17 protein-coding genes are annotated in these 25,559 nt (G+C 41.8%); 15 read left to right on the top strand and 2 right to left on the bottom strand.

Going from position 1 to position 25,559, the window contains the following annotated elements; all coding sequences use genetic code 11:
• Positions 1-3 precede the first annotated feature (3 nt).
• The 7 genes from M9H69_RS09605 (at position 4) to M9H69_RS09575 (ending at position 15,144) form a co-directional block, all read left to right on the top strand.
• A complete protein-coding gene (locus tag M9H69_RS09605; protein ID WP_250315495.1) occupies positions 4-951 on the top strand; it encodes a ribonucleotide-diphosphate reductase subunit beta in 948 nt (315 codons plus the stop codon).
• Positions 952-962: 11 nt separating this feature from the next.
• Positions 963-1,913 carry a class 1b ribonucleoside-diphosphate reductase subunit beta gene (gene nrdF, locus M9H69_RS09600; RefSeq protein WP_084911169.1) on the top strand — a complete coding sequence of 317 codons (951 nt, stop codon included), beginning with the start codon at positions 963-965 and terminating at the stop codon, positions 1,911-1,913.
• A gap of 137 nt (positions 1,914-2,050) precedes the next feature.
• Positions 2,051-3,331, top strand: coding sequence for a glycoside hydrolase family 125 protein (locus M9H69_RS09595; RefSeq protein ID WP_250315494.1), 1,281 nt, complete (start codon positions 2,051-2,053; stop codon positions 3,329-3,331).
• 77 nt (positions 3,332-3,408) lie between these two features.
• The gene (locus tag M9H69_RS09590) at positions 3,409-6,054 is read left to right on the top strand and encodes an alpha-mannosidase (RefSeq protein ID WP_250315493.1); all 2,646 of its coding nucleotides are present in this window, start codon (positions 3,409-3,411) and stop codon (positions 6,052-6,054) included.
• 96 nt (positions 6,055-6,150) lie between these two features.
• Complete coding sequence (locus M9H69_RS09585; RefSeq protein ID WP_250315492.1) at positions 6,151-7,020, top strand: ROK family protein; 870 nt, start codon at positions 6,151-6,153, stop codon at positions 7,018-7,020.
• The gene (locus tag M9H69_RS09580) at positions 7,014-8,894 is read left to right on the top strand and encodes a beta-N-acetylhexosaminidase (RefSeq protein ID WP_250315491.1); all 1,881 of its coding nucleotides are present in this window, start codon (positions 7,014-7,016) and stop codon (positions 8,892-8,894) included. The genes M9H69_RS09585 and M9H69_RS09580 overlap by 7 nt, the downstream gene beginning before the upstream one ends.
• 298 nt (positions 8,895-9,192) lie before the next feature.
• Complete coding sequence (locus tag M9H69_RS09575) at positions 9,193-15,144, top strand: mucin-binding protein (RefSeq protein WP_250315490.1); 5,952 nt, start codon at positions 9,193-9,195, stop codon at positions 15,142-15,144.
• Between the two features lie 254 nt (positions 15,145-15,398).
• Here M9H69_RS09575 and M9H69_RS09570 read toward each other — a convergent pair whose 3' ends face one another.
• Positions 15,399-15,659, bottom strand: coding sequence for a hypothetical protein (locus M9H69_RS09570; protein ID WP_250315489.1), 261 nt, complete (start codon positions 15,657-15,659; stop codon positions 15,399-15,401).
• A 772-nt stretch (positions 15,660-16,431) separates the two neighbouring features.
• Here M9H69_RS09570 and M9H69_RS09565 point away from each other — a divergent pair.
• The 8 genes from M9H69_RS09565 (at position 16,432) to M9H69_RS09530 (ending at position 24,528) form a co-directional block, all read left to right on the top strand.
• Positions 16,432-17,547, top strand: coding sequence for a DUF4767 domain-containing protein (locus M9H69_RS09565; RefSeq protein WP_250315488.1), 1,116 nt, complete (start codon positions 16,432-16,434; stop codon positions 17,545-17,547).
• Between the two features lie 209 nt (positions 17,548-17,756).
• Positions 17,757-18,686: an ABC transporter permease gene (locus M9H69_RS09560; protein ID WP_000714584.1), complete on the top strand. Its 930-nt coding sequence runs from the start codon at positions 17,757-17,759 to the stop codon at positions 18,684-18,686.
• A 13-nt stretch (positions 18,687-18,699) separates the two neighbouring features.
• Positions 18,700-19,623: a carbohydrate ABC transporter permease gene (locus M9H69_RS09555; RefSeq protein WP_000818344.1), complete on the top strand. Its 924-nt coding sequence runs from the start codon at positions 18,700-18,702 to the stop codon at positions 19,621-19,623.
• Positions 19,624-19,731: 108 nt separating this feature from the next.
• Entirely contained in the window at positions 19,732-21,216 is a 1,485-nt protein-coding gene (locus M9H69_RS09550; RefSeq protein ID WP_000800395.1) for an ABC transporter substrate-binding protein, read from the top strand.
• Positions 21,217-21,376: 160 nt separating this feature from the next.
• Positions 21,377-22,066: a CPBP family intramembrane glutamic endopeptidase gene (locus M9H69_RS09545; protein ID WP_250315487.1), complete on the top strand. Its 690-nt coding sequence runs from the start codon at positions 21,377-21,379 to the stop codon at positions 22,064-22,066.
• A 66-nt stretch (positions 22,067-22,132) separates the two neighbouring features.
• On the top strand, positions 22,133-22,429 hold the full coding sequence (locus M9H69_RS09540) for a bacteriocin immunity protein (protein WP_250315486.1): 297 nt from the start codon (positions 22,133-22,135) through the stop codon (positions 22,427-22,429).
• Between the two features lie 131 nt (positions 22,430-22,560).
• Positions 22,561-23,547: a rhodanese-related sulfurtransferase gene (locus tag M9H69_RS09535; RefSeq protein WP_250315485.1), complete on the top strand. Its 987-nt coding sequence runs from the start codon at positions 22,561-22,563 to the stop codon at positions 23,545-23,547.
• Between the two features lie 120 nt (positions 23,548-23,667).
• Positions 23,668-24,528, top strand: coding sequence for a DUF4299 family protein (locus tag M9H69_RS09530; protein WP_250315484.1), 861 nt, complete (start codon positions 23,668-23,670; stop codon positions 24,526-24,528).
• A gap of 62 nt (positions 24,529-24,590) precedes the next feature.
• Here the strand turns inward: M9H69_RS09530 and M9H69_RS09525 are convergent, their stop codons facing one another.
• Positions 24,591-25,553 (bottom strand): DUF6574 domain-containing protein, encoded by a 963-nt coding sequence (locus M9H69_RS09525; RefSeq protein ID WP_250315483.1) that lies wholly within the window; start codon positions 25,551-25,553, stop codon positions 24,591-24,593.
• Positions 25,554-25,559 lie beyond the last annotated feature (6 nt).

Below are 25,559 nucleotides of genomic sequence, written 5' to 3'. Positions count from 1 at the left end.
AAGATGTCAAAAAAATTTCTATATTACAAAGCAATCAACTGGAATGAGATTGAGGATGAATTAGATAACGCTACGTGGGAGAGAGCGACATCGTTATTTTGGCTAGACAATCGAATTCCAATTGAAAATGACAAACCTGCTTTTAATCGTTTGTCGGCAGAGGAAAAGCAGGAATTAAATCGCTCGCTGATCTTTCTTGCAAATTTATCAACTTATCAGTCGTTAGAGGCGGAGGAGTTTATACGGCATAGTGAACGCTCGCAACAGGAGGTTGCTATTGTAAACAATCTACAGTTCACTGAAATGGTAAATACCAAGGCCTATAATACTATTTTATACTCCTTTAATGAGGACGAGCGGGAGGTGGCCTCCTTATTTGAGTGGGTAGATCAACATAAATTGGTAGTGGAGCGACTAGAAAGAGTCGATACGGTATATCATAGTAAAAATGCGATTCAGAAGCGCTTTATGGCTACTTGTGTGGAAGGAATTATGACTTATAGTCAACTTGCTTTTTTGATGAAATTGTGGATTCAAAAGGGCTTTACTAATCTTGGCGAAATGGTGAAAATGATTCTCTTGAATGAGTCATTGCATTGTGACTATCTGATACATAAAGTCAATCTTCTTTTGGCAAGAATGGATAGAGCTGACCAAATCTCATTTCAAACCTGGGCTGTTGAAATGATTGATAGAATCTTAGAAACAGAGGGGAAGATTATTTGTGAACTTTATGTAGATGCTGACATTCAAAAATTGGCGCGGAACCTTGTACAAAGAGAAGCCAATCGTTTGTTAGAGATTATCGGGGTCAAAGAGAGGTACCCGGTTGATAGGGAGATTCTCTCTGCGCTTGATCGAGTATTGAACAGATTGAGAAAGCACGAGCTTCTCGGGCAGCTGTCTATCCATAGGATAGAAGAATCACGTGATGATGACTATGATTTTTGAGGAGGATTTATATGTTACATCGGACATTAAATTGGAAAGAAGTTGAGGATGAGTTAGACGACTATGTTTGGGATAAAGCCACGGCACAGTTTTGGATTGATACTCGTGTTCCAGTATCAAATGACTTGCTTGATTGGAAGCAACTATCAGATCCGGAAAAAGAGGTTGTCAAGAAAGCGGTAGGGGGCTTGGCTTTGCTTGATACGCTTCAATCTGAAGAGGGGTTGTATTCTATTAAACAGCACGTTCGAACTCGCAAGGAGAGAGCGGTTCTGAGTGATTTTACATTTATGGAATCTATCCATGCTAAGACATACGGTACCATATTGATTTCGTTAAATACTTTTAAGGAAATTGAGAAAATATATGATTGGATGAATCAGGATCCTAAAATGCAGTATAAAGCCCAAAAGATAAATGAGATGTATCAGCATGGAACCCCTCTACAGGTGATGGTTGCGAGTGTCTTTTTAGAAGGAATCCTATACTATAGCAACTTTTTCATACCGCTTTGGTATCGTGGACAAAATAAACTAGCTAATCTAGCAGAGTTAATTAAATTAGTAATTAGGGACGAATCTGTACATGGGACTTATCTGGGATATAAGTTTCGCTTAACTTTTGATGAGCTCTCAGAGGCAGAACAACATGAGTTCATAACTTGGATGTATCGTTTTTTAGATGATCTTTTAGAAAATGAGTTTGCATATACGGATGAGGTCTATGCGCCTATTGGTTTGGCAGAAGAAATAAAGGTATTTGTTAAATACAATGCCAATAAAGCGCTACAAAATATGGGTTTTCAAAGTTATTTTTCGAATATCACAGCGTCTGATGTGAATCCAATTGTCATGAATGGTATTTCGATTGAAACTGCTAATCACGATTTCTTTTCTCAAGTGGGTGCGGGGTATCTAATGGGAAATGCAGAAGCAATGCTAGATGATGACTATGATTTTTAGAATAAACGAAACAATAGGAATCTCTACTTAATTTTTTGCATAAGTTTGTTTCAAAACGCCTTTAGTTTGTGTATATCTTTTGGAGGCGTTTTTTTTTATACTGAACATGAAACTTGTTTGAAAGAGGAAACTGCACGATGATTTATTTGAAAGAAATTGTTAGAAAATGGCTAGATGAAGTAGCGGAGCGGGCCAAGGACCATCCGGAGTGGGTGGATGTTTTTGAGCGTTGCTACACCGACACCTTGGACAACACGGTCGAGATTCTAGAAGATGGTTCAACTTTTGTACTCACAGGGGATATTCCTGCCATGTGGCTTCGGGATTCAACAGCCCAACTCAGACCCTACTTGCATGTGGCTAAAAAAGATCCTCTCTTACGTCAGACCATTGCAGGTTTGGTCAAGCGTCAGATGACCTTGGTGCTCAAGGATCCCTATGCCAACTCCTTTAATATTGAGGAGAACTGGAAGGGTCACCATGAGACTGATCACACAGACCTTAACGGCTGGATTTGGGAACGCAAGTATGAGGTGGACTCGCTTTGCTATCCATTACAGTTGGCTTATCTTCTTTGGAAAGAGACTGGTGAAACCAGTCAGTTTGATGAAACTTTTGTTACAGCAACCAAGGAAATCCTTCATCTCTGGACGGTGGAGCAGGACCACAACAACTCTCCATATCGCTTTGTTCGGGATACAGACCGAAAGGAAGACACACTGGTAAATGATGGTTTTGGACCTGACTTTGCAGTGACAGGTATGACCTGGTCAGCCTTTCGTCCGAGTGATGACTGCTGTCAGTATAGCTATTTGATTCCGTCCAATATGTTTGCCGTAGTTGTCTTGGGTTATGTGCAAGAAATCTTTGCAGAACTAGACCTAACAGATAGCCAAAACATCATCGCAGACGCTAAACGCCTGCAAGCAGAGATCCAAGAAGGTATTGAAAACTATGCCTACACCACCAACAGCAAGGGTGAAAAGATTTACGCCTTTGAAGTGGATGGCCTAGGAAATGCTAGCATCATGGATGATCCAAACGTACCGAGTCTACTGGCTGCTCCCTATCTTGGTTACTGCGATATTGACGATGAAGTTTACCAAGCTACTCGTCGCACCATTCTGAGTCCTGAAAATCCATACTTCTACCAAGGAGCATACGCTAGCGGTCTCGGAAGTTCTCATACCTTCTATCGCTATATCTGGCCAATCGCCCTTTCTATCCAAGGTTTGACAACAAGAGATAAGGCGGAGAAGAAATTTTTGCTCGATCAGCTCGTTGCCTGCGATGGTGGGACAGGTGTCATGCATGAAAGCTTCCACGTAGATGATCCAACGCTCTACTCTCGCGAATGGTTCTCCTGGGCCAACATGATGTTCTGTGAGTTAGTCTTGGATTACTTGGATATTCGATAATGAGTTTTAGCTCGATAGATTCTGGTAAAGAATCACAAATATATTTTTAAATTTAAGTTAGAATGAGGTTTTACTTCATGGAAAATGTTGTTGTACATATTATCTCTCACAGTCACTGGGACCGTGAGTGGTACTTACCTTTTGAAAGCCACCGCATGCAGTTGGTGGAGTTGTTTGACAATCTCTTTGACCTCTTTGAAAATGATCCTGAGTTCAAGAGCTTCCATTTGGATGGTCAAACCATTGTCCTCGATGACTACTTGGAAATTCGTCCTGAAAATCGCGACAAAGTCCAAGATTACATCGACCAAGGCAAACTCAAAATTGGTCCCTTTTACATCCTGCAGGATGACTACTTGATCTCAAGTGAAGCCAACGTCCGCAATACCTTGATTGGCCAAGCAGAATGTGCAAAATGGGGCAAATCAACCCAGATTGGTTACTTCCCAGATACTTTTGGAAATATGGGACAAGCTCCTCAAATCCTTCAAAAATCAGGCATTCACGTGGCAGCCTTTGGACGTGGTGTGAAGCCGATTGGCTTTGACAACCAAGTCCTCGAAGATGAGCAGTTCACTTCCCAGTTTTCAGAAATGTACTGGCAGGGTGCGGACGGAAGTCGTGTCCTCGGAATCCTCTTTGCCAACTGGTACAGTAACGGGAATGAAATTCCAGTGGATAAGGACCAAGCCTTGACTTTCTGGAAACAAAAATTGGCAGATGTGCGTGACTACGCTTCGACCAACCAATGGTTGATGATGAACGGCTGTGATCACCAGCCTGTACAGCGAAATCTGAGCGAAGCCATTCGTGTGGCAAATGAACTCTTCCCAGATGTGACCTTTGTGCATAGTTCATTTGATGACTATATCCACGCAGTAGAAAGTGCCCTACCGGAGCAACTATCAACGGTTACAGGTGAGTTGACCAGTCAAGAAACAGACGGTTGGTACACACTTGCCAACACTTCTTCTTCCCGCATTTACCTCAAACAAGCCTTCCAAGAGAACAGTAACTTGCTGGAGCAAGTAGTGGAACCATTGACTGTCATCACTGGCGGGCATAACCACAAGGACCAGTTGACCTATGCTTGGAAAGTCCTTCTACAAAATGCGCCCCATGATAGTATCTGTGGCTGTAGCGTGGACGAAGTTCACCGCGAGATGGAGACACGTTTTGCCAAGGTCAACCAAGTAGGAAACTTCGTTAAGACCAATCTTCTCAACGAGTGGAAGGGTAAAATTGCAACCCACGAAGCCCAAAGCGACCATCTCTTTACGGTTATCAATACAGGCTTGCATGACAAGGTTGATACGGTCAGCACAGTGATTGATGTGGCGATTTGTGATTTCAAGGAATTGCACCCAACAGAAGGTTATAAGAAAATGGCAGCCTTGACCTTGCCAAACTACCGTGTCGAAGACTTGGAAGGACATGCTATAGAAGCGAAAATCGAAGATCTGGGAGCTAATTTTGAGTATGATTTGCCAAAAGACAAGTTCCGTCAGGCTCGTATCGCTCGACAAGTGCGCGTAACAGTCCCTGTTCATCTAGCACCTCTCTCTTGGACAACCTTCCAATTGCTTGAAGGAGAACAAGAACACCGTGATGGTATTTACCAAAATGGAGTGATTGATACGCCATTTGTGACAGTCAGTGTGGATGACAACATCACAGTTTATGACAAGACAACTCATGAAGCTTATGAAGATGTTATTCGCTTTGAAGACCGTGGTGACATTGGAAATGAGTACATCTACTTCCAACCAAAAGGAACAGAGCCTATCTACGCAGAACTCAAAGGCTGTGAAGTCTTGGAAAATACAGCTCGTTTTGCCAAGATCTTGCTCAAGCATGAATTGACAATTCCAGTAAGTGCAGACGAAAAACTGGATGCGGAGCAGAGAGGTATCATCGAGTTTATGAAGCGTGAGGCTGGACGTTCAGAAGAGTTGACAACCCTTCCTCTGGAAACAGAGATGACCGTCTTTGTTGACAATCCACAAATACGCTTCAAGACTCGCTTTACTAACACAGCCAAGGACCACCGTATCCGTCTCTTGGTTAAGACTCATAACACTCGTCCAAGCAATGACTCTGAAAGCATCTATGAGGTGGTGACACGACCAAATAAACCAGCGGCTTCTTGGGAAAATCCTGAAAATCCACAACACCAACAAGCCTTTGTCAGTCTGTATGATGATGAAAAAGGGGTGACGGTGGCTAATAAAGGACTGCACGAGTATGAAATCCTTGGCGACGATACCATTGCAGTGACCATCCTTCGTGCCTCAGGTGAGCTAGGTGACTGGGGTTACTTTCCGACACCAGAGGCTCAGTGCTTGCGTGAGTTTGAAGTCGAGTTTGCGCTTGAATGCCACCAAGCAGGGGAACGCTTCTCAGCCTTCCGTCGTGCCAAAGCCTTCCAAACACCATTCACTAGTCTTCAAGTTGCTAAACAAGAAGGAAGTGTTGCTGCGACTGGTAGCCTCTTGAGTCATGCGGCACTCAGCTTACCACAAGTTTGCCCAACAGCCTTTAAAGTGGCGGAAAATGAAGAAGGATATGTACTCCGTTACTACAATATGAGTCAAGAAAATGTGCGCATTTCAGAACACCAACAAACCATTTTGGACTTACTTGAACGACCATATCCAGTTCATTCAGGACTATTGGCTCCACAAGAAATTCGTACAGAATTGATTAAAAAAGAAGAAATTTAACAGTTTTAAAGTGTTCTATAACTAATACTATGAGATAGAAAGGAGGGGCGAAAGAGTAAGGACTAACTACTGATTCGCCCCTTTTTTGGTGAAAATATGACGATTGCAACCATTGATATCGGAGGGACTGGGATTAAGTTTGCCAGTCTGACTCCTGATGGGAAAATACTAGATAAGACAAGTACTCCGACGCCAGAAAACTTGGAGGATTTACTGGCTTGGCTAGACCAACGTCTGTCAGAGCAAGACTATAACGGCATTGCCATGAGTGTACCAGGCGCGGTCAATCAAGAAACAGGAGTGATTGAGGGGATTAGTGCTATTCCATATATTCATGGTTTTTCATGGTACCAGACCCTTGCTCATCACCAACTACCTGTCCATCTAGAAAATGATGCCAACTGTGTTGGACTTAGTGAACTGCTGGCTCACTCAGAGATTGAAAATGCAGCCTGTGTCGTGATTGGGACAGGAATCGGTGGAGCCATGATTATCAATGGCAAACTTCACCGAGGTCGCCACGGCTTGGGAGGAGAGTTTGGCTACATGACAACTATCGAGCCTGCGGAAAAGCTCAACAACTGGTCGCACCTAGCGTCAACTGGAAATATGGTGCGCTACGTAATTAAGAAGTCTGGTCAGACTGACTGGGACGGACGCAAGATTTACCAAGAGGCCGCAGCTGGCAATGCTCTTTGTCAAGAAGCTATTTTGCGCATGAACCGTAATCTGGCGCAAGGTTTGCTCAATATTCAGTATCTGATTGATCCAGATGTTATTAGTCTGGGTGGCTCTATCAGCCAAAACCCTGATTTTATCCAAGGCGTCAGGAAGGCTGTTGATAACTTTGTCGATACCTATGAAGAATACACGGTCGCACCTGTCATCCAAGCCTGCACCTATCATGCAGATGCCAATCTTTACGGTGCCCTTGTCAACTGGTTACAGGAGGAAAACCAATGGTAAGATTTACAGGACTTAGTCCCAAACAAACTCAGGCAATCGACTTGCTGACAAAACATATCTCTTTACCAGATGTGGAAGTTGCAGTCACTCAGTCTGACCAAGCCTCTATCTCTCTCAAGGGTGAGGGTGGACACTATCACCTGACTTATCGCAAACCCCATCAACTCTACCGCGCCTTGTCCTTATTGGCAACAGCTCTGGAAGAAGGGGATAAGGTCGAGATTGAGGAGCAGGCAGCTTACGAAGAGTTGGCCTACATGGCAGACTGTTCCCGAAATGCAGTGTTAAATGTCGCTTCTGCCAAACAGATGATTGAGGTCTTGGCTCTCATGGGTTATTCAACCTTTGAGCTTTACATGGAAGACACCTATCAGATTGAGGGGCAGGCATACTTTGGTTACTTCCGTGGCGCCTACTCAGCTGAAGAGTTGCAGGAAATCGAATCCTATGCCCAGCAGTTTGATATGACCTTTGTGCCCTGCATCCAGACCTTGGCTCACTTGTCAGCCTTTGTCAAATGGGGCGTTAAGGAAGTGCAAGAACTCCGTGATGTGGAGGACATTCTCCTTATTGGCGAAGAAAAGGTTTATGACCTGATTAATGGCATGTTTGCGACTCTGTCTAAACTGCAGACTCGTAAGGTCAATATCGGGATGGATGAAGCTCATTTGGTTGGTTTGGGGCGCTACCTCGTTTTGAACGGTGTTGTGGACCGTAGTCTCCTCATGTGTCAACACTTGGAGCGCGTGCTGGATATTGCAGACAAGTATGGTTTCCACTGCCAAATGTGGAGCGATATGTTCTTCAAACTCATGTCAGCAGATGGCCAGTACGACCGTGATGTGGAAATTCCAGAGGAAACTCGCTTGTACCTAGACCGTCTCAAAGACCGTGTAACCTTGGTTTACTGGGATTATTACCAAGACAGCGAAGAAAAATACAACCGTAACTTCCGCAATCACCATAAGATTAGCCAAGATATCGCCTTTGCAGGTGGTGCTTGGAAGTGGATTGGTTTTACGCCTCACAACCATTTCAGCCGTCTCATTGCTGTTGAGGCCAATAAAGCCTGTCGTGCCAATCAGATCAAAGAAGTCATTGTGACTGGTTGGGGGGACAATGGTGGCGAAACAGCCCAGTTCTCTATCCTACCAAGCTTGCAAATCTGGGCAGAACTCAGCTACCGTAATGACCTAGACCGTCTGTCTGCTCACTTCAAGACCAATACAGGTCTTTCGGTTGAAGACTTTATGCAGATTGACCTAGCCAATCTCTTGCCAGATCTACCAGGCAATCTCAGTGGTATCAATCCCAACCGCTACGTCTTTTATCAGGATGTTCTCTGCCCTATTCTTGACCGACACATGACACCTGAACAGGACAAACCTCACTTTGCTCAAGCGGCTGAAACTCTTGCTTCTATCAAAGATAAAGCAGGCCTCTACGCCTATCTCTTTGAAACTCAGGCCCAGTTGAACCAGATTTTAAGCAGTAAAGTGGATGTGGGACGACGCATCCGTCAGGCCTACCAAGTAAACGATAAAGAAAGTCTGCAAGAAATCGCAAGACAAGAATTACCAAAACTTAGAAGCCAAATCGAACACTTTCACAAACTCTTTAGCCACCAATGGCTGAAAGAAAACAAGGTCTTTGGTTTGGATACAGTAGATATCCGTATGGGCGGACTCTTGCAAAGGATCAAGCGAGCAGAAAGTCGCATCGAGGCTTATTTAGCAGGTCAGCTTGACCGTATCGAAGAATTAGAAGTCGAAATCCTACCATTCAACGATTTTTATGGAGACAAAGACTTTGCAGCCACAACAGCCAACCAGTGGCACACCATTGCGACCGCATCGACGATTTATACGACCTAAGAGTAGAATATTGACAAACACCTTCTTTTTATAAAGAAGATGTTTTTGCTTAAATACCATCTTGAAGATATAATAAACAGGGAGATTCAATAAGATAACATATTCAATGCGATATTCGCTTAAATCGCTTATAGATTAAGATTTTCACTGAATTGGATAGGGGGATTTTAACCGTATCAGTTGAATTATCAGAAGTCAAAATGTATAATGTAAAATAGAGGTTTTCTATGCGTAGAGGTTGTAAAAGTCTATCTCTAATAAAATAATCATATGTCAAACTTAGAAAGGAATATAGAAAGTGAAAAGTTTTAAAATTTACAAGGGAAGACATGAAAAATTTTCTCTACGAAAGAAAAATGTTGGACTTGTTTCGATTGCAATCGCTAGCTTGGCGATATATGGAGTAGCGCTTGGCACACCAACTGTACAAGCAGATGAAAACAACAATCTGAGCAGTCTAGTAGAGACTAGCTCGACAACTGATGTGAAATCAGAAAATAATAGTGATCAATCAGCAGTGGTGGAGTCAGAGAAAGTATCTTCAACCACAGAAGTTAAGGAAACAGAAAAAGCTACTGGTCCAGCACCAACTGTTGAACAAGCAGAAAAGGAAGTGTCAGTTTCAAAAAATGCACCTAAAGTGGAAGGGGCAGACAAAAGATCCGTAGCTCCTTCAAACTCGACAGCAGTCGCGAAAGAAACTCCAGCACCTGTTGAGTCTAAGCTGGTTGAAAAGTCTACTGATGGGCAAACAGCAGCTACTCCTCGTTCGACTGCTCCGGTACGTACGCGCAGAAGTTTGCAACAAAACCCAACTCAAATCTCGAATTTTTCAGTAACGGTTACGACTAAAGATGGAACTGTTATGCGTTCAGGTGATACAAAACCTTTGCCTGCTCAAGAAGTTCCCTTTGACAAGGTTCAAATGGACTTTAAAATCACACAAGATGGGACGCTGAAAAAAGGTGATGTTCTCCGTATTCCAGTTAAATTAACAAATAATGCGTATGGTGCCTATTATTCAAATCTTGGTTCTGGAACATCAGAGCGTATCGAGGGTGTTGGAACAATTAAATTTGTGCACTCAGATCCAAATAATCTGGCCTATGAAATTACATTAGACCAAAGTTTCCAAGATATGCCTCAAAATACTGAAAAGACGGTATCGGTCACTCAAAAAGCAGCGACTATTGGGAAATTTACAGCAAAATCAAGTTATGAAAATATTATTTTAGAAATAAATGGCAATAAGTTTACTTTTAAACCAACACCAAGAACATTTGAGAAAGCACAGGCGCCTTTTGCTGTTTATAATAGTGCAAGTAGCGATAGAGCAAATTCAATAAAAATAGGCACTTCAACTGGGGATGCAAATTATTATAATAATTTATTGTCAAGCGATGGTATCAACCCTGGACAAACAGGAATTCCAAATGGTGATATCATTTCTGTCCATCGTATAAAACCAGGTAATGGGTCAAAAATTGTTAGTATCAAACCAGACCTTAAAAGATATACTTCTACTTTAGCAATTAGTGAGGATGGAAAATATCTTGTTAAAGGAGATACTTCAACTTCTATTAGCATCAATTCAGACCCAGATAACAAATTAGTTGAACTGCCAGCAAATTCAACTGATGAAGAGATTGTTAAGGCATTAAAACAAGCAGGTAAAAACTCTTCGGTTGTTATTGATAATGGAAATGGGACCTACACAGTTGCTATTAATTTAGGAAAAATGACAGGAAATGGTGCTACTACCTATCATGATATTTGGCCAACTGACGACTATGCTCAAATGGGCGATCAGTATCAAGAAATTAATAGAACAGAAGAGGTTAACAGAAAAGTTAGTAGTATTTTAAAAGATGCTAACGTTATTCAAGGTACAGGTCATTCAACTCGGATTACTTTTGCGGATTCATCAATTGAAAATGCTCTAGGTGAAGGGTCTAAGAGTTTTAGTTATAGTGTTGATGACAATGGTACTATAAAAAAGATAAAAGAGGAAAAGCTTTCTGCAAAAACAACCCCATCCGTTGCGCGTGCTGTGGGTCAGAAGAAGATTACAATACACTATGTCGATACAAACGGCAAGGAAATTGAAACTCAGGACTATAAATATGGTTATCCAGCAGGAGGAACTGCCACTCCAACCCCTGATTATAACGCTAATCCAAAAACAATTACAGGCTACACACTTGTAACAGCTGATACGGCAATCGCGTCGTATGGTACACAGTTAAAGACTACTAAACAAATTCCATTCACTAGCAACGACCAAGAATTTTATTATGTCTATTCAGCCAAAAAATCTAGTGCCAAAGTTACGTATATTGACGATGATACTAACGGAGGAAAAGTTCTTGAAACGAAGGATTTGAATGGTTTTTATGGGCAGACTGATCCTTATCGAACAGCTGAAACCATTAAGACGTATACCGATCAAAATTATGAACTTGTTTCAGACAATTATCCAACAAATGGTGTAACCTATAATGAAAATCTTCAAACCTTTGAAGTTCATTTGAAACACAAAAAGACTTCAGTAGCAGAAGAAAAGACGGTTAAGGAAACTATCCATTATACATACGAGGGCGGTGCACCAGCAGCTCCAGACCACACTAGTAGCTTAAAATTCACCAGAACAGCAACAACTGACCTTGTTACAAATGTTACAACTGGTGATTGGACAGCGGAAAATGGAACAAGTTTTGCGGCCGTAACATCACCAACAATCAAAGGTTACACTCCAGATTTAGCGGAGGTTCCAGCAGTTGACAATATTACGGCTAACAGTGCCAATATCGAAAAGACAGTCGTTTACAAAGCTAATCCAGCTAGTGCAAAGGTAACTTATATCGATGACACAACAGGAGAAACGCTTGAAACGAAGGATTTGAATGGTTTTTATGGGCAGACTGATCCTTATCGAACAGCTGAAACCATTAAGACGTATACTGATCGAAATTATGGACTCGTTTCAGATGGTTATCCAGCAACTGGTGTAACCTATAATGAAAATCTTCAAACCTTTGAAGTTCATCTACGTCATAAGGGAGCTGCAGTTCAAGAAACAAAGACAGTCACAGAGACCATCAAGTATGTTTATGAAGATAACACAGAGGCAGCGGATACGAAGGTTCAGACTTTGAAGTTCTATCGGATTAACAACAAGGATCTGGTGACTAATAAGATTGTCTATAAGGGTCCTTGGTTCCCGTCTACCGGAACCTTCCCAGAGGTAGTTTCTCCAAAGATTGATGGTTATACACCAGATAAGGCAACTGTAGCAGCCGTTGAACAGATTACGGGAGATAGCGCAGATATTGAAGAAACGGTTACCTATAAAGCAGATAAGCAAAAAGTAACCTATACCATCATTGACGACACTGCCCAAAAAACGCTGAAAGATAAGGAAGTACTTACCAGCGGAGGCTCTGATACTCCTCTTCCAGACAGTGCCCGAGAAAAATATGATTTAATGGTGAATGCTTATCTAGCTCAAGGTTATGAATTGGTTTCTAAAGACCAGCTTCCAGCTAAGTTCGACCTTGACAGTAGCCACGATCAAAATGTGGTTGTTCACTTGAAGCATGGTACAACTGATATCCAAGAAAGCAAGGATGTAAACTTGACTGTTCGTTACCACGGTGCTGGGGAACAAACACCAGCAGATAAGGTGCAAACAGCGACTTGGACTCGTACAGTAACAAAAGATAAAATCACAGGCACAGAGGTTTCAACAACACCTTGGACAAGCGACAAAGTAAACTATGATGCAGTCCCATCGCCAGTGATTCCAGGCTATAGCGTAGATGTCGAGACAGTTCCGTCTGAAGCAGTTACCCAAGAGAATATTGTTAAGGATGTATATTACACAATCCAAACGCAAAAAGTTACTTACACAGTTGTAGACGAGACAACCGGTCAAACTCTGGAAAACCAAGTGGAATTGACAACAGGTGAGTCAGGTGCAGCTCTTCCAGCCGCAGCACAAACGAAATACGATACCATAGTCGCGGGTTACTTAGCACAAGGTTACGAAGTGGCTTCTAAGGATGAATTGCCAGCCCAATTTGACACCGACAGCAGCGTGGACCAAAACGTGGTGATTCGCTTGAAACACAAAGTGTCAACTTCTACAGAAACCAAGACTGTAACGCAAACGATTAACTACGTCTACGAGGATGACAATACACCTGCAGCTCCAGAGAAGAAAGCTAGTTTGACTTTCACTAGAGAAGTGAAAACAGATGAAGTGACGAAGGATGTTACACCGGGGGCTTGGGCACCATCTACTGGCACCTTCCCAGAGGTAGTTTCTCCAACTGTTGATGGCTACACACCAGATAAGGCTAAAGTTGACGCAGAAAACGTAACTGCTGATCAGGCTGACATCAAGGTTACGGTAAAATACAAGGCAGATAAGCAAAAAGTGACTTATACAGTTATTGATGATACAACTAATACCACTTTGGAAGATAAGCAAGAGCTTACAAGTGGGAACTCTGATACCCCTCTTCCAAATGGTACAGAAGCGAAGTATGATTCAATCGTGGACGCCTATCTAACTCAAGGTTATGAATTGGTTTCGAAAGACCAGCTTCCAGCTAAGTTTGACCTTGATAGTAGTTATGACCAAAATGTAGTGGTTCATGTGAAACACAAAGTGTCAACTTCTACAGAAACCAAGACTGTAACGCAAACGATTAACTACGTCTACGAGGATGACAATACACCTGCAGCTCCAGAGAAGAAAGCTAGTTTGACTTTCACTAGAGAAGTGAAAACAGATGAAGTGACGAAGGATGTTACACCGGGGGCTTGGGCACCATCTACTGGCACCTTCCCAGAGGTAGTTTCTCCAACTGTTGATGGCTACACACCAGATAAGGCTAAAGTTGACGCAGAAAACGTAACTGCTGATCAGGCTGACATCAAGGTTACGGTAAAATACAAGACAGATAAGCAAAAAGTGACTTATACAGTTATTGATGATACAACTAATACCACTTTGGAAGATAAGCAAGAGCTTACAAGTGGGAACTCTGATACCCCTCTTCCAAATGGTACAGAAGCGAAGTATGATTCAATCGTGGACGCCTATCTAACTCAAGGTTATGAATTGGTTTCGAAAGACCAGCTTCCAGCTAAGTTTGACCTTGATAGTGGTTATGACCAAAATGTAGTGGTTCATGTGAAACATGGTACAAGCTCTAGCCAAGAAAATAAAGCAGTAAGCATGACCGTTCGTTACCATGGTGCAGGTAGCCAAACACCAGCTGACCAAGTACAAATAGCGACTTGGACTCGTACCGTGACGACAGACAAGGTGACTGGCTCTGTTGTGAACACCACAGATTGGACAAGTGACAAAGCCAACTATGATGCTGTGCCATCGCCAGTGATTCCAGGTTACACAGTGGATATTGCGACCGTTCCATCAGAAGCAGTTACCCAAGAAAACATTGTTAAAGACGTTCATTATACTGCTCAGAATACAGCTCAAACCCAAAAGGTTACCTACACAGTTGTAGATGAGACAACCGGTCAGACTCTGGAAAATCAAGTTGAATTGACAAACGGTGAGTCAGGTACTTCTCTTCCAGCTGCTGCTCAAACGAAATACGACACTGTGATTGCAAGTTATTTGGCACAGGGTTACGAAGTGGTTTCCAAGGATGAATTGCCAGCTCAGTTTGATACCGACAGTAGCGTAGACCAAAACGTGGTAATTCGCTTGAAACACGAAACTGTTTCAGTTGAGGAAACCAAACAAGTAAGCATGACTGTTCGCTACCATGGTGCAGGTGGTCAAACCCCAGCAGACAAGGTACAAACAGCGACTTGGACACGTACCGTAACGACAGACAAGGTAACTGGCTCTGTTGTGAGCACGACGGATTGGAGAAGCGACAAGGCAAACTACGATGCAGTTCCATCACCAGTGATTCCAGGTTACACTGTGGATGTTGCGATTGTTCCATCAGAAGTTGTTACCCAAGAAAACATTGTTAAAGATGTTCATTATACTACGGTTCCAGTAGCACCAGAAGTCCCTAATACTCCTGATACTCCAGTTAAACCAGGGGCACCAACGACACCGTTCACACCAGAACACCCAGCACATACTCTCCCACGAACAGGTGAATCTCAGGTTGGTTCAAGCCTTGCGACGCTGACAGGTCTAGGCTTGCTTCTATCAGTTCTTGGTTTGGCAGGACGTCAGAAAAAAGAGGACGAATAACTTTTTATGAGTTGTAAAAAGTCAGTTCTTTCATTGAAGAAATACTAGAAATAGTTTAAAGATGAATGATTTAGTGGAAAAATGAGCCCCGCAGGGAACCTCAGTTAGTTGACTTGTGGGGCTTTTCCCTTGTTTTGAGGAATGAGACTCAGAAAGGAGCAAGTGCAAATAGAGACTTTTGGTCGCTGAAATAGAAGCGAGGCGAAATCACTAAATGATTCCGCCTCGTTTCTATTTTAAATCTTGCACGGAGCTTATATCTTTCGGTTTTCCTTACTGTAAAAGGTTCCTGCTAAAAGACCGAGAATAGCTGGTGCTACCGCAATAAGTGTTAGTGAAACCCATTCTGCTGTAATAAACCGTTCACCAAAAACGACAAATGGAATGAGCCAGTTAAAAATCCCTGTAAATGGGAAGAACCATTTATAACAAACCCTTCTTTTACCAGCAGAAAAGCCACATAACAATTCGACACTAGGAGCCAAAAGGTAAAAATAAAGCAGGCTGTAGCCCATCTCTTCCCCTATAATCCTACTTAATCCCCAACAATAGCACGAGGGCATAAAAGGCGTCTTAATCAATTGTTTCGTGTTCAACCTCCTGTCCCAAATCCGGTATAATCATTGTTTCAATAATGTTTTCGACAAGCGAAGTAAATTGCCAAAAGAATAAAGGTAGGGATATTTGCAAGCAAAAAAGTTAAGGAAATCAGACAGAAAATCTCCCACCAGGTTATGTTGTTAGTTAAGGCCAGAGAGAAGATTGTCAATAAAGAAAAGCAATAAGTTATGCCTGGCAGTATGAAACCCAGCCACTTACTTTCTTTTTTGGAGAGAAAAATCTGTAATAGGATTCCTCCAGTCAGGATTGGCAATATGATAAATGAAACAATTACGGTTCTCATTTGTTTCAACTCCCTCCATCATTTTGATATTCAGACGTTACTATGTCAGATGAATCAAAGGAATAGATGTATTGGAGCTTATAAGCACAGTTTCTTTACCTACAGTCTCCAGAATACCCATTTCATATTGGAAATAACACTAAATGAAGTAAAAGTCAATCCATGGGTTATGGTTTAAGAGAGATGGAAGATGGTTTCCTCATATTTCTGAGCTGGAGTAGCTGTTCTTGAAATGATCTCCAAACCGTCTATATAAGATATTTGGAACTGACTATTACCCCCATTTTCTTTTCGGAGTTATCTCTGAGAGCAGGGGGTACAATAGAAAAAAATGACTTGGAAGTGATATAATGAAGCTACAGAGACAGTTTGGAGGTATGACCATGAAAAAGTTACTACTGGTCCTAGGTGCTAGTATGCTAGTCTTATCTGCCTGCCACAGAGTGACAGAGGATGGTGTAACTAGTCCGTCAATACCAAGGGAGCAACAAACCAAGGAAACAACCAACTATTTTCACTATTTAGCAGATTCCTATCAAAAGGCTCTTTCGCACGAAAAAGAAGTCGAGGCTGCAACTGTTCAATCACCGATGGCTGCCACACTTGCAGCCATGGAAGAACTCCAGTTATCTAATCCGACTGATCAAGCCTTGATTATGAAGAACTACTCAGATTTTCAGAAGCTAATCCAATACAACACCGAAAAGTGGGAAGAAGAGTTTGCAAGTTGGGCTTCTTCTATGGGGCAGTCCTATCATAGACTAAAGCATAGAAACTTTGATGAAAAGAATGACCTCATCAAAAAATTAGAAACAACAACTGTCTCTCAGAAAAGTGTCAAATGGAATGTTTTTGGAGTATCGAGTGACAATGCCTATGATTACTTGGTTTTGGATGCCTACTATGACAATCAGGACAAACATTTCTACCTATTTACACTGAAGGGTGGGCAAGCGCAGGTCTTGCATACCGATAAGACACTGGAAACTATCCCTACTGCAAATTTTGAAGAGACTGAGAATACAGATTTAGCGCAACGTTTTAAGGAATTTCTATTAAAAACAAGTGTAACTACAGAGAGCGAGCCAGATACAGATAATAGTTCTTTAATAGACAAGATAAAAACAGCCATGGAATCCTATTCGGATAGTAAAGGTGAAAGATTTAAGTCAACTAACTTAGCAACATATGGTCACTACTATGGACTAGCAGTGCCAGACCAGATAATGCAATTTGGACAAGTAGATGGGGTGAATTATACTTTTAAATGGTATGGGTATATTGCAGGTTCAGGTTCTGGGCGGTTTGAACTCCTAGATTGCTATGTGAATGAAGCAGAGACAGAGGTGATTCTCTTTGGCTACAAGGATGGTAACCCTGCTCTTTTACACACCGAAGGAAGACCAGAGATTGATAAAAATGAATCAGGGGCTATCATAAATGCCCAGGTTCATTTTGTCGAGTTTCATCACCCAATATTAGAACAAGTTTTCAATTAGTAAAGAGGAAATACATTTATCGTATGCAGAGTGTTTCTCGTGAAACCTATTTCTTATAAAAAACTTCTCCACATAAAATAATTTGTGGAGTTTTTTCTATAATTAGTAGTTTAACCTAGCCATCAATTAGGAGTATACTAATAATGTAATCGTTATCAAACCTAAAAATTCGATGAAATCAGTTTTTAGGAATAAAAAGGGAGGAAATTATGAAAAAGTTTTCAAAGACCTTGAGAGATAACTGGATCTTTCTCTTGATGGTTTTACCAGGGGCACTCTGGTTGATTCTATTCTTTTACATTCCAGTATTTGGGAATGTGGTCGCCTTTAAAGACTACCATATGACCAGTAATGGTTTCATAGATAGTATTGTGAATAGTAAATGGGTCGGGTTAGATAATTTCAGATTCTTGTTTAGTTCAAAAGATGCCTTTATCATCACTCGAAATACCGTTCTTTATAATCTCGGCTTTATCTTTATCGGTTTGATTGTATCAGTAGGGATTGCCATCATCCTCAGCGAGCTTCGCTCTAAGAGAATGGTTAAGATTTTCCAAACGTCTATGTTGTTCCCTTACTTCCTGTCATGGGTTATCATCAGTTTCTTTACAGATGCCTTCCTAAACATTGACAAAGGGGTCTTCAACCATTTCCTAACATCCATTGGCATGAAGGAAGTCAACTTCTACGCTGACTTAGGCATTTGGCCATACCTTCTCCTTTTCCTAGGTATTTGGAAAGGCTTTGGATATAGCAGTGTCATGTACTATGCGACGATCATGGGGATTGATCCAACCTACTACGAAGCAGCAACAGTGGACGGGGCTAGCAAGTGGCAACGCATTCGCAACGTAACCATTCCTCAGTTGACTCCGCTTGTAACAGTCTTGACCATCCTTGCAGTCGGAAATATCTTCCGCGCAGACTTCGGTCTCTTCTATCAAATCCCACACAATGCTGGTCAGCTTTACAATGTAACCAACGTTTTGGACGTATATGTCTTTAATGGTTTGACTCAGACAGCAGATATCGGTATGGCTTCAGCAGCCGGTCTTTACCAATCCGTTGTCGGTTTGATTCTGGTTATCCTATCAAACTTGCTTGCAAGACGAGTCGATCCAAACTCAGCTTTGTTCTAGAAAGGAGGAGAATATGGCAGAAAAGAAAATTAAAAAAGAAAAAATCGATAATGTCGGCATTCACTCCTTCAGTAAGAAAGCAGATATCTTCTTTAGTATCATCTCTGGTTTAATCGCTCTTTCTTGTATCTTGCCCTTTATCTTCGTTATCATCATTTCGGTGACAGATGAAAAGAGCATCCTCCAGTATGGATATAGCTTTTTCCCTTCGAAGTTCGGTGTAGATGGATTCCAGTTTCTAGCTCAGTTTAAAGATAAGATCCTCCAAGCGCTCTTTATCTCAGTTTTTGTAACTGTAGTCGGAACAGTGACCAACGTCTTCATTACAACTACTTATGCCTACGCCATCTCACGTACAACCTTTAAGTACCGCAGATTCTTTACGATCTTCGCTCTTCTTAGTATGTTGTTCAATGCTGGTTTGGTACCAGGCTATATCGTGGTTACTCGACTGCTTCAACTTGGTGATACCGTTTGGGCCTTGATTGTTCCAATGCTTCTCTCACCATTCAACATCATCTTGATGCGTTCCTTCTTCAAGAAGACCATTCCAGAAGCCATTCTCGAGTCCGCTCGTATCGATGGTGCCAGCGAAGCTCGGATCTTCTTCCAGATCTGTTTGCCATTGTCACTTCCAGGTATCGCAACCATCACGCTTTTGACAGCTCTTGGTTTCTGGAACGACTGGTTCAACGCCCTTCTTTACATCAAGAGTGACAACTTGTATCCATTGCAATATTTGCTCATGCAAATCCAACAAAATATGGACTACATCGCAAAAGCAGTCGGTCTATCTGGTCAACTGGGAGTTGCTCTTCCAAAAGAAACAGGTCGTATGGCTATGGTTGTCGTTGCAACCCTTCCAATCGCGATTCTATATCCATTCTTCCAACGCTACTTTGTAAAAGGTTTGACCATCGGTGGTGTGAAAGAATAGCACTTGCTGAGAAACACCGTTTCTCTCTTCCCAACTTCATCTTAGTGACTGAAGTTACAAATCATTAAATCGTTTATAAGTTTAAAAACAAAAAAAGGAGTTTTTATCATGAAAAACTGGAAAAAATATGCTTTTGCATCTGCTAGCGTAGTCGCTTTGGCTGCTGGTCTTGCTGCTTGTGGAAACCTTACAGGTAACAACAAAAAAGCTGCTGACACTGCTTCAAGTGAAAAACCTGTTCTTAAAATGTACCAAATTGGTGACAAACCAGACAACTTGGATGAATTGCTAGAAAATGCAAACAAAATCATCGAAGAAAAAGTCGGTGCTAAACTGGATATCCAATACCTCGGATGGGGTGACTACAGCAAGAAAATGTCCGTTATCACATCATCTGGTGAAAACTATGACATCGCCTTTGCAGATAACTATGTTGTAAATGCTCAAAAAGGTGCTTACGCTGACTTGACTGATTTGTACAAGAAAGAAGGAGCAGAGCTTTACAAAGCACTTGACCCAGCTTACATCAAAGGAAACACTGTAAACGGTAAGATCTATGCTGTTCCAGTTGCAGCCAACGTTGCATCATCTCAAAACTTCGCCTTCAACGGAACTCTTCTTGCTAAATACGGTATCGATATTTCAGGTGTCACTTCATACGAAACACTTGAACCAGTTTTGAAACAAATCAAAGAAAAAGCTCCAGATGTAGTGCCATTTGCGGTTACGAAGAACTTTATCCCATCTGATAACTTTGACTACCCAGTACCAAACGGACTTCCATTTGTTATCGACCTTGAAGGAGACACTACTAAGATCGTAAACCGTTACGAAGTGCCTCGTTTCAAAGAACACTTGAAGACTCTTCACAAATTCTATGAAGCTGGATATATTCCAAAAGACGTAGCAACAAGCGACACTTCATTTGACCTTCAACAAGATACTTGGTTCGTTCGTGAAGAAACAGTAGGACCAGCTGACTACGGTAACAGCTTGCTCTCACGCGTTGCTAACAAAGACATCCAAATCAAACCAATCACAAACTTTATCAAGAAAAACCAAACAACACAAGTTGCTAACTTTGTCATCTCAAACAACTCTAAGAACAAAGAAAAATCAATGGAAGTGTTGAACCTCTTGAACACTAACCCAGAACTATTGAACGGCCTTGTTTACGGTCCAGAAGGCAAGAACTGGGAAAAAGTTGAAGGTAAAGAAAACCGTGTACGCGTTCTTGATGCCTACAAAGGAAACACTCACATGTCAGGTTGGAACACTGGTAACAACTGGATCCTTTACATCAACGAAAACGTTACAGACCAACAAATCGAAGATTCTAAGAAACAATTGGCAGAAGCTAAAGAATCTCCAGCACTTGGATTCATCTTTAACACTGACAGTGTGAAATCAGAAATCTCAGCAATTTCTAACACAATGCAACAATTCGATACAGCTATCAATACAGGTACTGTAGATCCAGATAAAGCTATTCCAGAATTGATGGAAAAATTGAAATCTGAAGGTGCCTACGAAAAAGTATTGAACGAAATGCAAAAACAATATGACGAATTCTTGAAAAACAAAAAATCATAAGATCGATTGATTTCGTGTATTCATTCCTAATTCCTAAAAATGTGATCACTGCCTTTCTTAGTTTCCTAGGGGAGGTAGTGATTTTTAGGATGTAAAAATGAAAAGAGTAGTTCTAAGAGTTTTGGAGATGTGATACACATGTATCTACAGGAGGTCCATTATGAAAAAATATCGTCTTCTTTTCAAAATGAGTGCTGTCTTCTCTTATCTATTTTTCGTATTTGGCCTTTCTCAGCTGACGTCTATTGTTCAAAATTATTGGCAATTTTCTTCTCAGGTAGGAAATTTCTTCTGGATTCGAAATATCTTGAGTTTGCTATTTAGCGGAGTCATGATTTGGATTCTGGTTAAGACAGGCCATGGTTATCTCTTTCGCATTCCAAGAAAAAAATGGTTCTGGTATTCAATCCTGGCAGTCCTAGTAGCGGTAGTTCATATATCTTTTAATATTCAGACAGCTAGATATGTTCAGTCAACTGCGGAAGGTTGGGCTCTACTGATTGGTTTTAGTGAGACTAATTTTGCCGAATTGGGTATCTACATATCCCTGTTCTTTCTGGTGCCACTGATGGAAGAGTTGCTCTATAGAGGATTACTTCAACACGCCTTCTTTAAACATTCAAGATTTGGTCTTGATTTGCTCCTTCCTTCTATTTTATTTGCTCTCCCTCATTTTTCAAGCCTGCCTAGTCTGTTAGATATCTTTGTCTTTGCAACATTTGGAATCATCTTTGCTGGTTTGACCCGCTATACCAAGAGCATTTATCCTTCCTATGCGGTGCATGTGATCAATAATATTGTAGCGACATTACCATTTTTGCTGACTTTTTTACATAGGGTGTTTGGGTAAAATACTGGCGAGAGTTAGGAATTATAGTGTTTCAATTTATAAGCGAATTTCAGGAGGGAAATGAGTATGACACCATTAAAATGGTTTGCTGGAGGAAGTGAAAGACGTTGTGAAGCCATGACTATCATTGATCATCTACTGGAAGATATAAAGGATGAGCATCAATTTACTCCCTTGAAAAATCAGTTAGTGATCTATAAAAAACGATTAGAGGACGACGGGACCTCTGTTCCATTTATATTGAGCCAAATGAATGTTGACATCTCGCGTGTATTGATTGAAAACAAGCTAAGTTTGTCAGAAAGTCAAGCTGAGCAGATCAAAAAATTGAGAGAATTATCTGTTATTCGGTATGGTTACTGATGAAGTGCAGTAGCAGGTCTCTCTATATAATTTCCGGTCAAATAAATTGCATTCGTTTTCTCAAGTGGGTATACTAGAATAGTTGAATGAAAAATTCTGAAAATTTAAGAATAGAAAAGAGAACAAATCTTATGGCAAAAGATATTCGTGTCTTACTTTACTACCTCTATACTCCAATTGAAAACGCAGAGCAATTTGCGGCAGACCACTTGGCTTTCTGTAAATCAATCGGCCTTAAAGGCCGTATCCTAGTCGCTGACGAGGGAATCAACGGAACCGTTTCAGGTGACTACGAAACAACTCAAAAATATATGGACTACGTTCACAGTCTCCCAGGCATGGAAGACCTCTGGTTCAAGATTGACGAAGAAAGTGAACAAGCTTTTAAGAAGATGTTTGTTCGCTACAAGAAAGAAATTGTCCACCTTGGTTTAGAAGACAACGACTTTGACAACGACATTAACCCACTTGAAACGACGGGTGCTTACTTGTCTCCAAAAGAGTTCAAAGAAGCACTTCTGGACGAAGATACAGTGGTCCTTGACACACGTAACGATTATGAGTACGACCTAGGACATTTCCGTGGAGCTATCCGCCCAGACATCCGCAACTTCCGTGAGTTGCCACAATGGGTCCGCGACAACAAGGAAAAATTCATGGACAAACGTGTCGTAGTTTACTGTACAGGTGGCGTTCGCTGTGAGAAATTCTCAGGTTGGATGGTTCGTGAAGGCTACAAAGATGTTGGCCAATTGCACGGAGGAATCGCAACTTACGGTAAAGACCCAGAAGTTCAAGGTGAACTTTGGGATGGGAAAATGTACGTCTTTGACGAGCGTATCGCAGTCGATGTCAACCATGTTAACCCAACCATCGTAGGGAAAGACTGGTTTGATGGAACACCATGTGAACGCTATGTCAACTGTGGAAATCCCTTCTGTAACCGTCGTATCCTAACATCAGAAGAAAATGAAGACAAGTACCTTCGTGGATGCTCACACGAGTGCCGTGTTCACCCACGCAACCGTTATGTTTCAGAAAATGAATTGACACAAGCAGAAGTGGTGGAGCGCCTAGCTGCTATCGGTGAAAGCTTGGATCAGATCGCTTCAGTATAAAGCAAACAGCCTTCAGGGGCTGTTTTTCTATGCTTTTTATCTAAAAATCTAAAGTTTGTTTCTGTATCTTTCAGGAAAATAGGGTATACTGTATGTAAACGATTTCAAAGGAGGCCAGTTATGGCGAAAACATTTTTTATCCCAAATAAAGATAGTATTCTAGGACAACAGGAGGTCTTGACTGCCAAGTCCATCTTGGCCTTGGTGGAGGGCTTGGAGTCGCATAGTTATGATGCAGTCTATCTCCGTCAGCCCCTCAATCGTCTCGAATACATGGAGTGTGGGATTGTAGGCCAGTCGCAATTTCTTTTCAAAATCAACTATGCGGATAGTCGAAAAGGCTATCAAGTGGTGATTCCAGATTTTCTTACTAGAGCAGACTGGGAGATTGTAGAAGTTCTCCTCCAAGCCCTATCAAACAAGTTGGGGGAAGCGGTAGAAGGGCTAGAAGACTTTGACTTTGAAGCTTATTTCCGACAAACGGTCAAGCAATATTTAGCGGATAAGGCGGTTCGTTTAGTATATTGCCAAGGACTCTTGGCCCCTATCTATCTCAACAAGGAATACCTCGAGAGCTTTTTGGCTGAGGATGGATTGGCACGTTTTGAAGAGCTGGTCAAGAAGGTTCAAGGCTCTGATGCCTACCTTGCCAGTGTGAAATTTTACCCAGACGCCCAAGGCAAGGTGCACGGTATCTACCACCTAGCCCAGGGAGTCAAGACGATTTTGCCAAAGGAACCCTTTGTACCAGTGCCTTATACCGAGCAGCTGGCAGGCAAGGAGCTTGTTTGGGAGATTGACCTAGTGACGATTTCTGGTGATGGGTCCAAAGCAGAAGACTATGAAGTCATTGCTCGCTTAGATTATGTAAAATTCCTAGAGTCACTACCAGAAGCATTTTACCACCAACTAGATGCCAATCAATTAGAAGTACAAGCCATCCTAGGACAAGATTTTGAAGGATTGGCAACCATCAAGTAGACACTGTTCAAAAAAGAGTAGACATAAAAATCCCTGTCATTAACAAATGGCAGGGATTTTGGTTAAAAGAAGGTCAGGATGCGAAGGTAGTCAACTGTCAGCGCTAACTCTGCAATGAAGAATGGCAAGAGAATAGCACCATCAAGTAAGACAGCGAGCAAGAATCGATAAAATGGGTCGAGGCTACTGGTCTTACTTGGCTTGCTAATCACAAAGAGATTGCCAAGAGCAAAGATGGCCATGCTTAGAAGAGTGAGGATGCTAGCGAATCGCAAGCCACCAAAGAGTGCAAAGAAACTTGCTAGAGCTGTTAGGACAAGTGGGATAGCAAAGAGTCTGCTATACCGATCGAAAGCTTCTTGGAATGTGAAGTCGCTCTCCTGATCCAGCACACGTCGGACAGTAAAGCCTCCCAAAATGATGGAAAAGTAAAATAGAGCGCTAGCGACCAGAATCGAAAGTCCAGCAAAGAGATCTAAAGGTGGGAGCTGATTAGGAGAACTATTAGCAATAGAGACCATATAGCCATAGTAGAGGCGCTTGATATGATAGATACTAAAGAAAAGGTTGATTGACGACAGCAAGGTGAGTAGGGCAAAGACACTGTAACGATGCTTTTGGTCCGTAGTCTTGCTGGCAGTTGGTTCTTGGATGGCCTCCAGCAGCCAAGACCAAAATAGTGCGATTTCTTCCTTTAATCGGGTAGTTTTACGAGGGTCAATATCTGGGATATAGGGGCTTTCTAAAGCCTTGCTGAGGATACTTTTCTCTTTTACAGTTTTTTCTTGCTTGTGTCCCTCTTCAGCTTTCCCTTCTCCCTCTTCCTCGGTTTGGACTTCTTCTATCGTTTCGGGAGCTTCCTCCTCATGCCTTTCCGACTCTTTAGATAAGATAGGAGTTTTTTCGCTTGCTTGTAGTTCGGTCTCTACAGTTTCCGAAGTCTCTGGTTGGTCGGGCTGGATTTCCGATTTCGTCTGAGCTGATTTCTTCTCAAGATCGGCGCTTTCAAACCATTCTTGTGTCATGGTGGA

The organism is Streptococcus oralis, assembly GCF_023611505.1.
Classification (GTDB): domain Bacteria; phylum Bacillota; class Bacilli; order Lactobacillales; family Streptococcaceae; genus Streptococcus; species Streptococcus oralis_CT.
The sequence above is the reverse complement of the archived record's forward strand: the minus strand, read 5'-3'. Positions and strand labels throughout refer to the sequence as shown.

Bases quoted from the DNA above. Each gene is read 5' to 3' on its own strand.
- M9H69_RS09570 (WP_250315489.1), bottom strand. From the start codon at position 15,659: ATGGGCTACAGCCTGCTTTATTTTTACCTTTTGGCTCCTAGTGTCGAA.
- M9H69_RS09540 (WP_250315486.1), top strand. From the start codon at position 22,133: ATGACACCATTAAAATGGTTTGCTGGAGGAAGTGAAAGACGTTGTGAA.
- M9H69_RS09585 (WP_250315492.1), top strand. From the start codon at position 6,151: ATGACGATTGCAACCATTGATATCGGAGGGACTGGGATTAAGTTTGCC.
- M9H69_RS09525 (WP_250315483.1), bottom strand. From the start codon at position 25,553: ATGACACAAGAATGGTTTGAAAGCGCCGATCTTGAGAAGAAATCAGCT.
- M9H69_RS09555 (WP_000818344.1), top strand. From the start codon at position 18,700: ATGGCAGAAAAGAAAATTAAAAAAGAAAAAATCGATAATGTCGGCATT.
- M9H69_RS09530 (WP_250315484.1), top strand. From the start codon at position 23,668: ATGGCGAAAACATTTTTTATCCCAAATAAAGATAGTATTCTAGGACAA.
- M9H69_RS09580 (WP_250315491.1), top strand. From the start codon at position 7,014: ATGGTAAGATTTACAGGACTTAGTCCCAAACAAACTCAGGCAATCGAC.
- M9H69_RS09535 (WP_250315485.1), top strand. From the start codon at position 22,561: ATGGCAAAAGATATTCGTGTCTTACTTTACTACCTCTATACTCCAATT.
- M9H69_RS09545 (WP_250315487.1), top strand. From the start codon at position 21,377: ATGAAAAAATATCGTCTTCTTTTCAAAATGAGTGCTGTCTTCTCTTAT.
- M9H69_RS09595 (WP_250315494.1), top strand. From the start codon at position 2,051: ATGATTTATTTGAAAGAAATTGTTAGAAAATGGCTAGATGAAGTAGCG.
- M9H69_RS09590 (WP_250315493.1), top strand. From the start codon at position 3,409: ATGGAAAATGTTGTTGTACATATTATCTCTCACAGTCACTGGGACCGT.
- M9H69_RS09565 (WP_250315488.1), top strand. From the start codon at position 16,432: ATGAAAAAGTTACTACTGGTCCTAGGTGCTAGTATGCTAGTCTTATCT.
- M9H69_RS09605 (WP_250315495.1), top strand. From the start codon at position 4: ATGTCAAAAAAATTTCTATATTACAAAGCAATCAACTGGAATGAGATT.
- M9H69_RS09550 (WP_000800395.1), top strand. From the start codon at position 19,732: ATGAAAAACTGGAAAAAATATGCTTTTGCATCTGCTAGCGTAGTCGCT.
- nrdF (WP_084911169.1), top strand. From the start codon at position 963: ATGTTACATCGGACATTAAATTGGAAAGAAGTTGAGGATGAGTTAGAC.
- M9H69_RS09560 (WP_000714584.1), top strand. From the start codon at position 17,757: ATGAAAAAGTTTTCAAAGACCTTGAGAGATAACTGGATCTTTCTCTTG.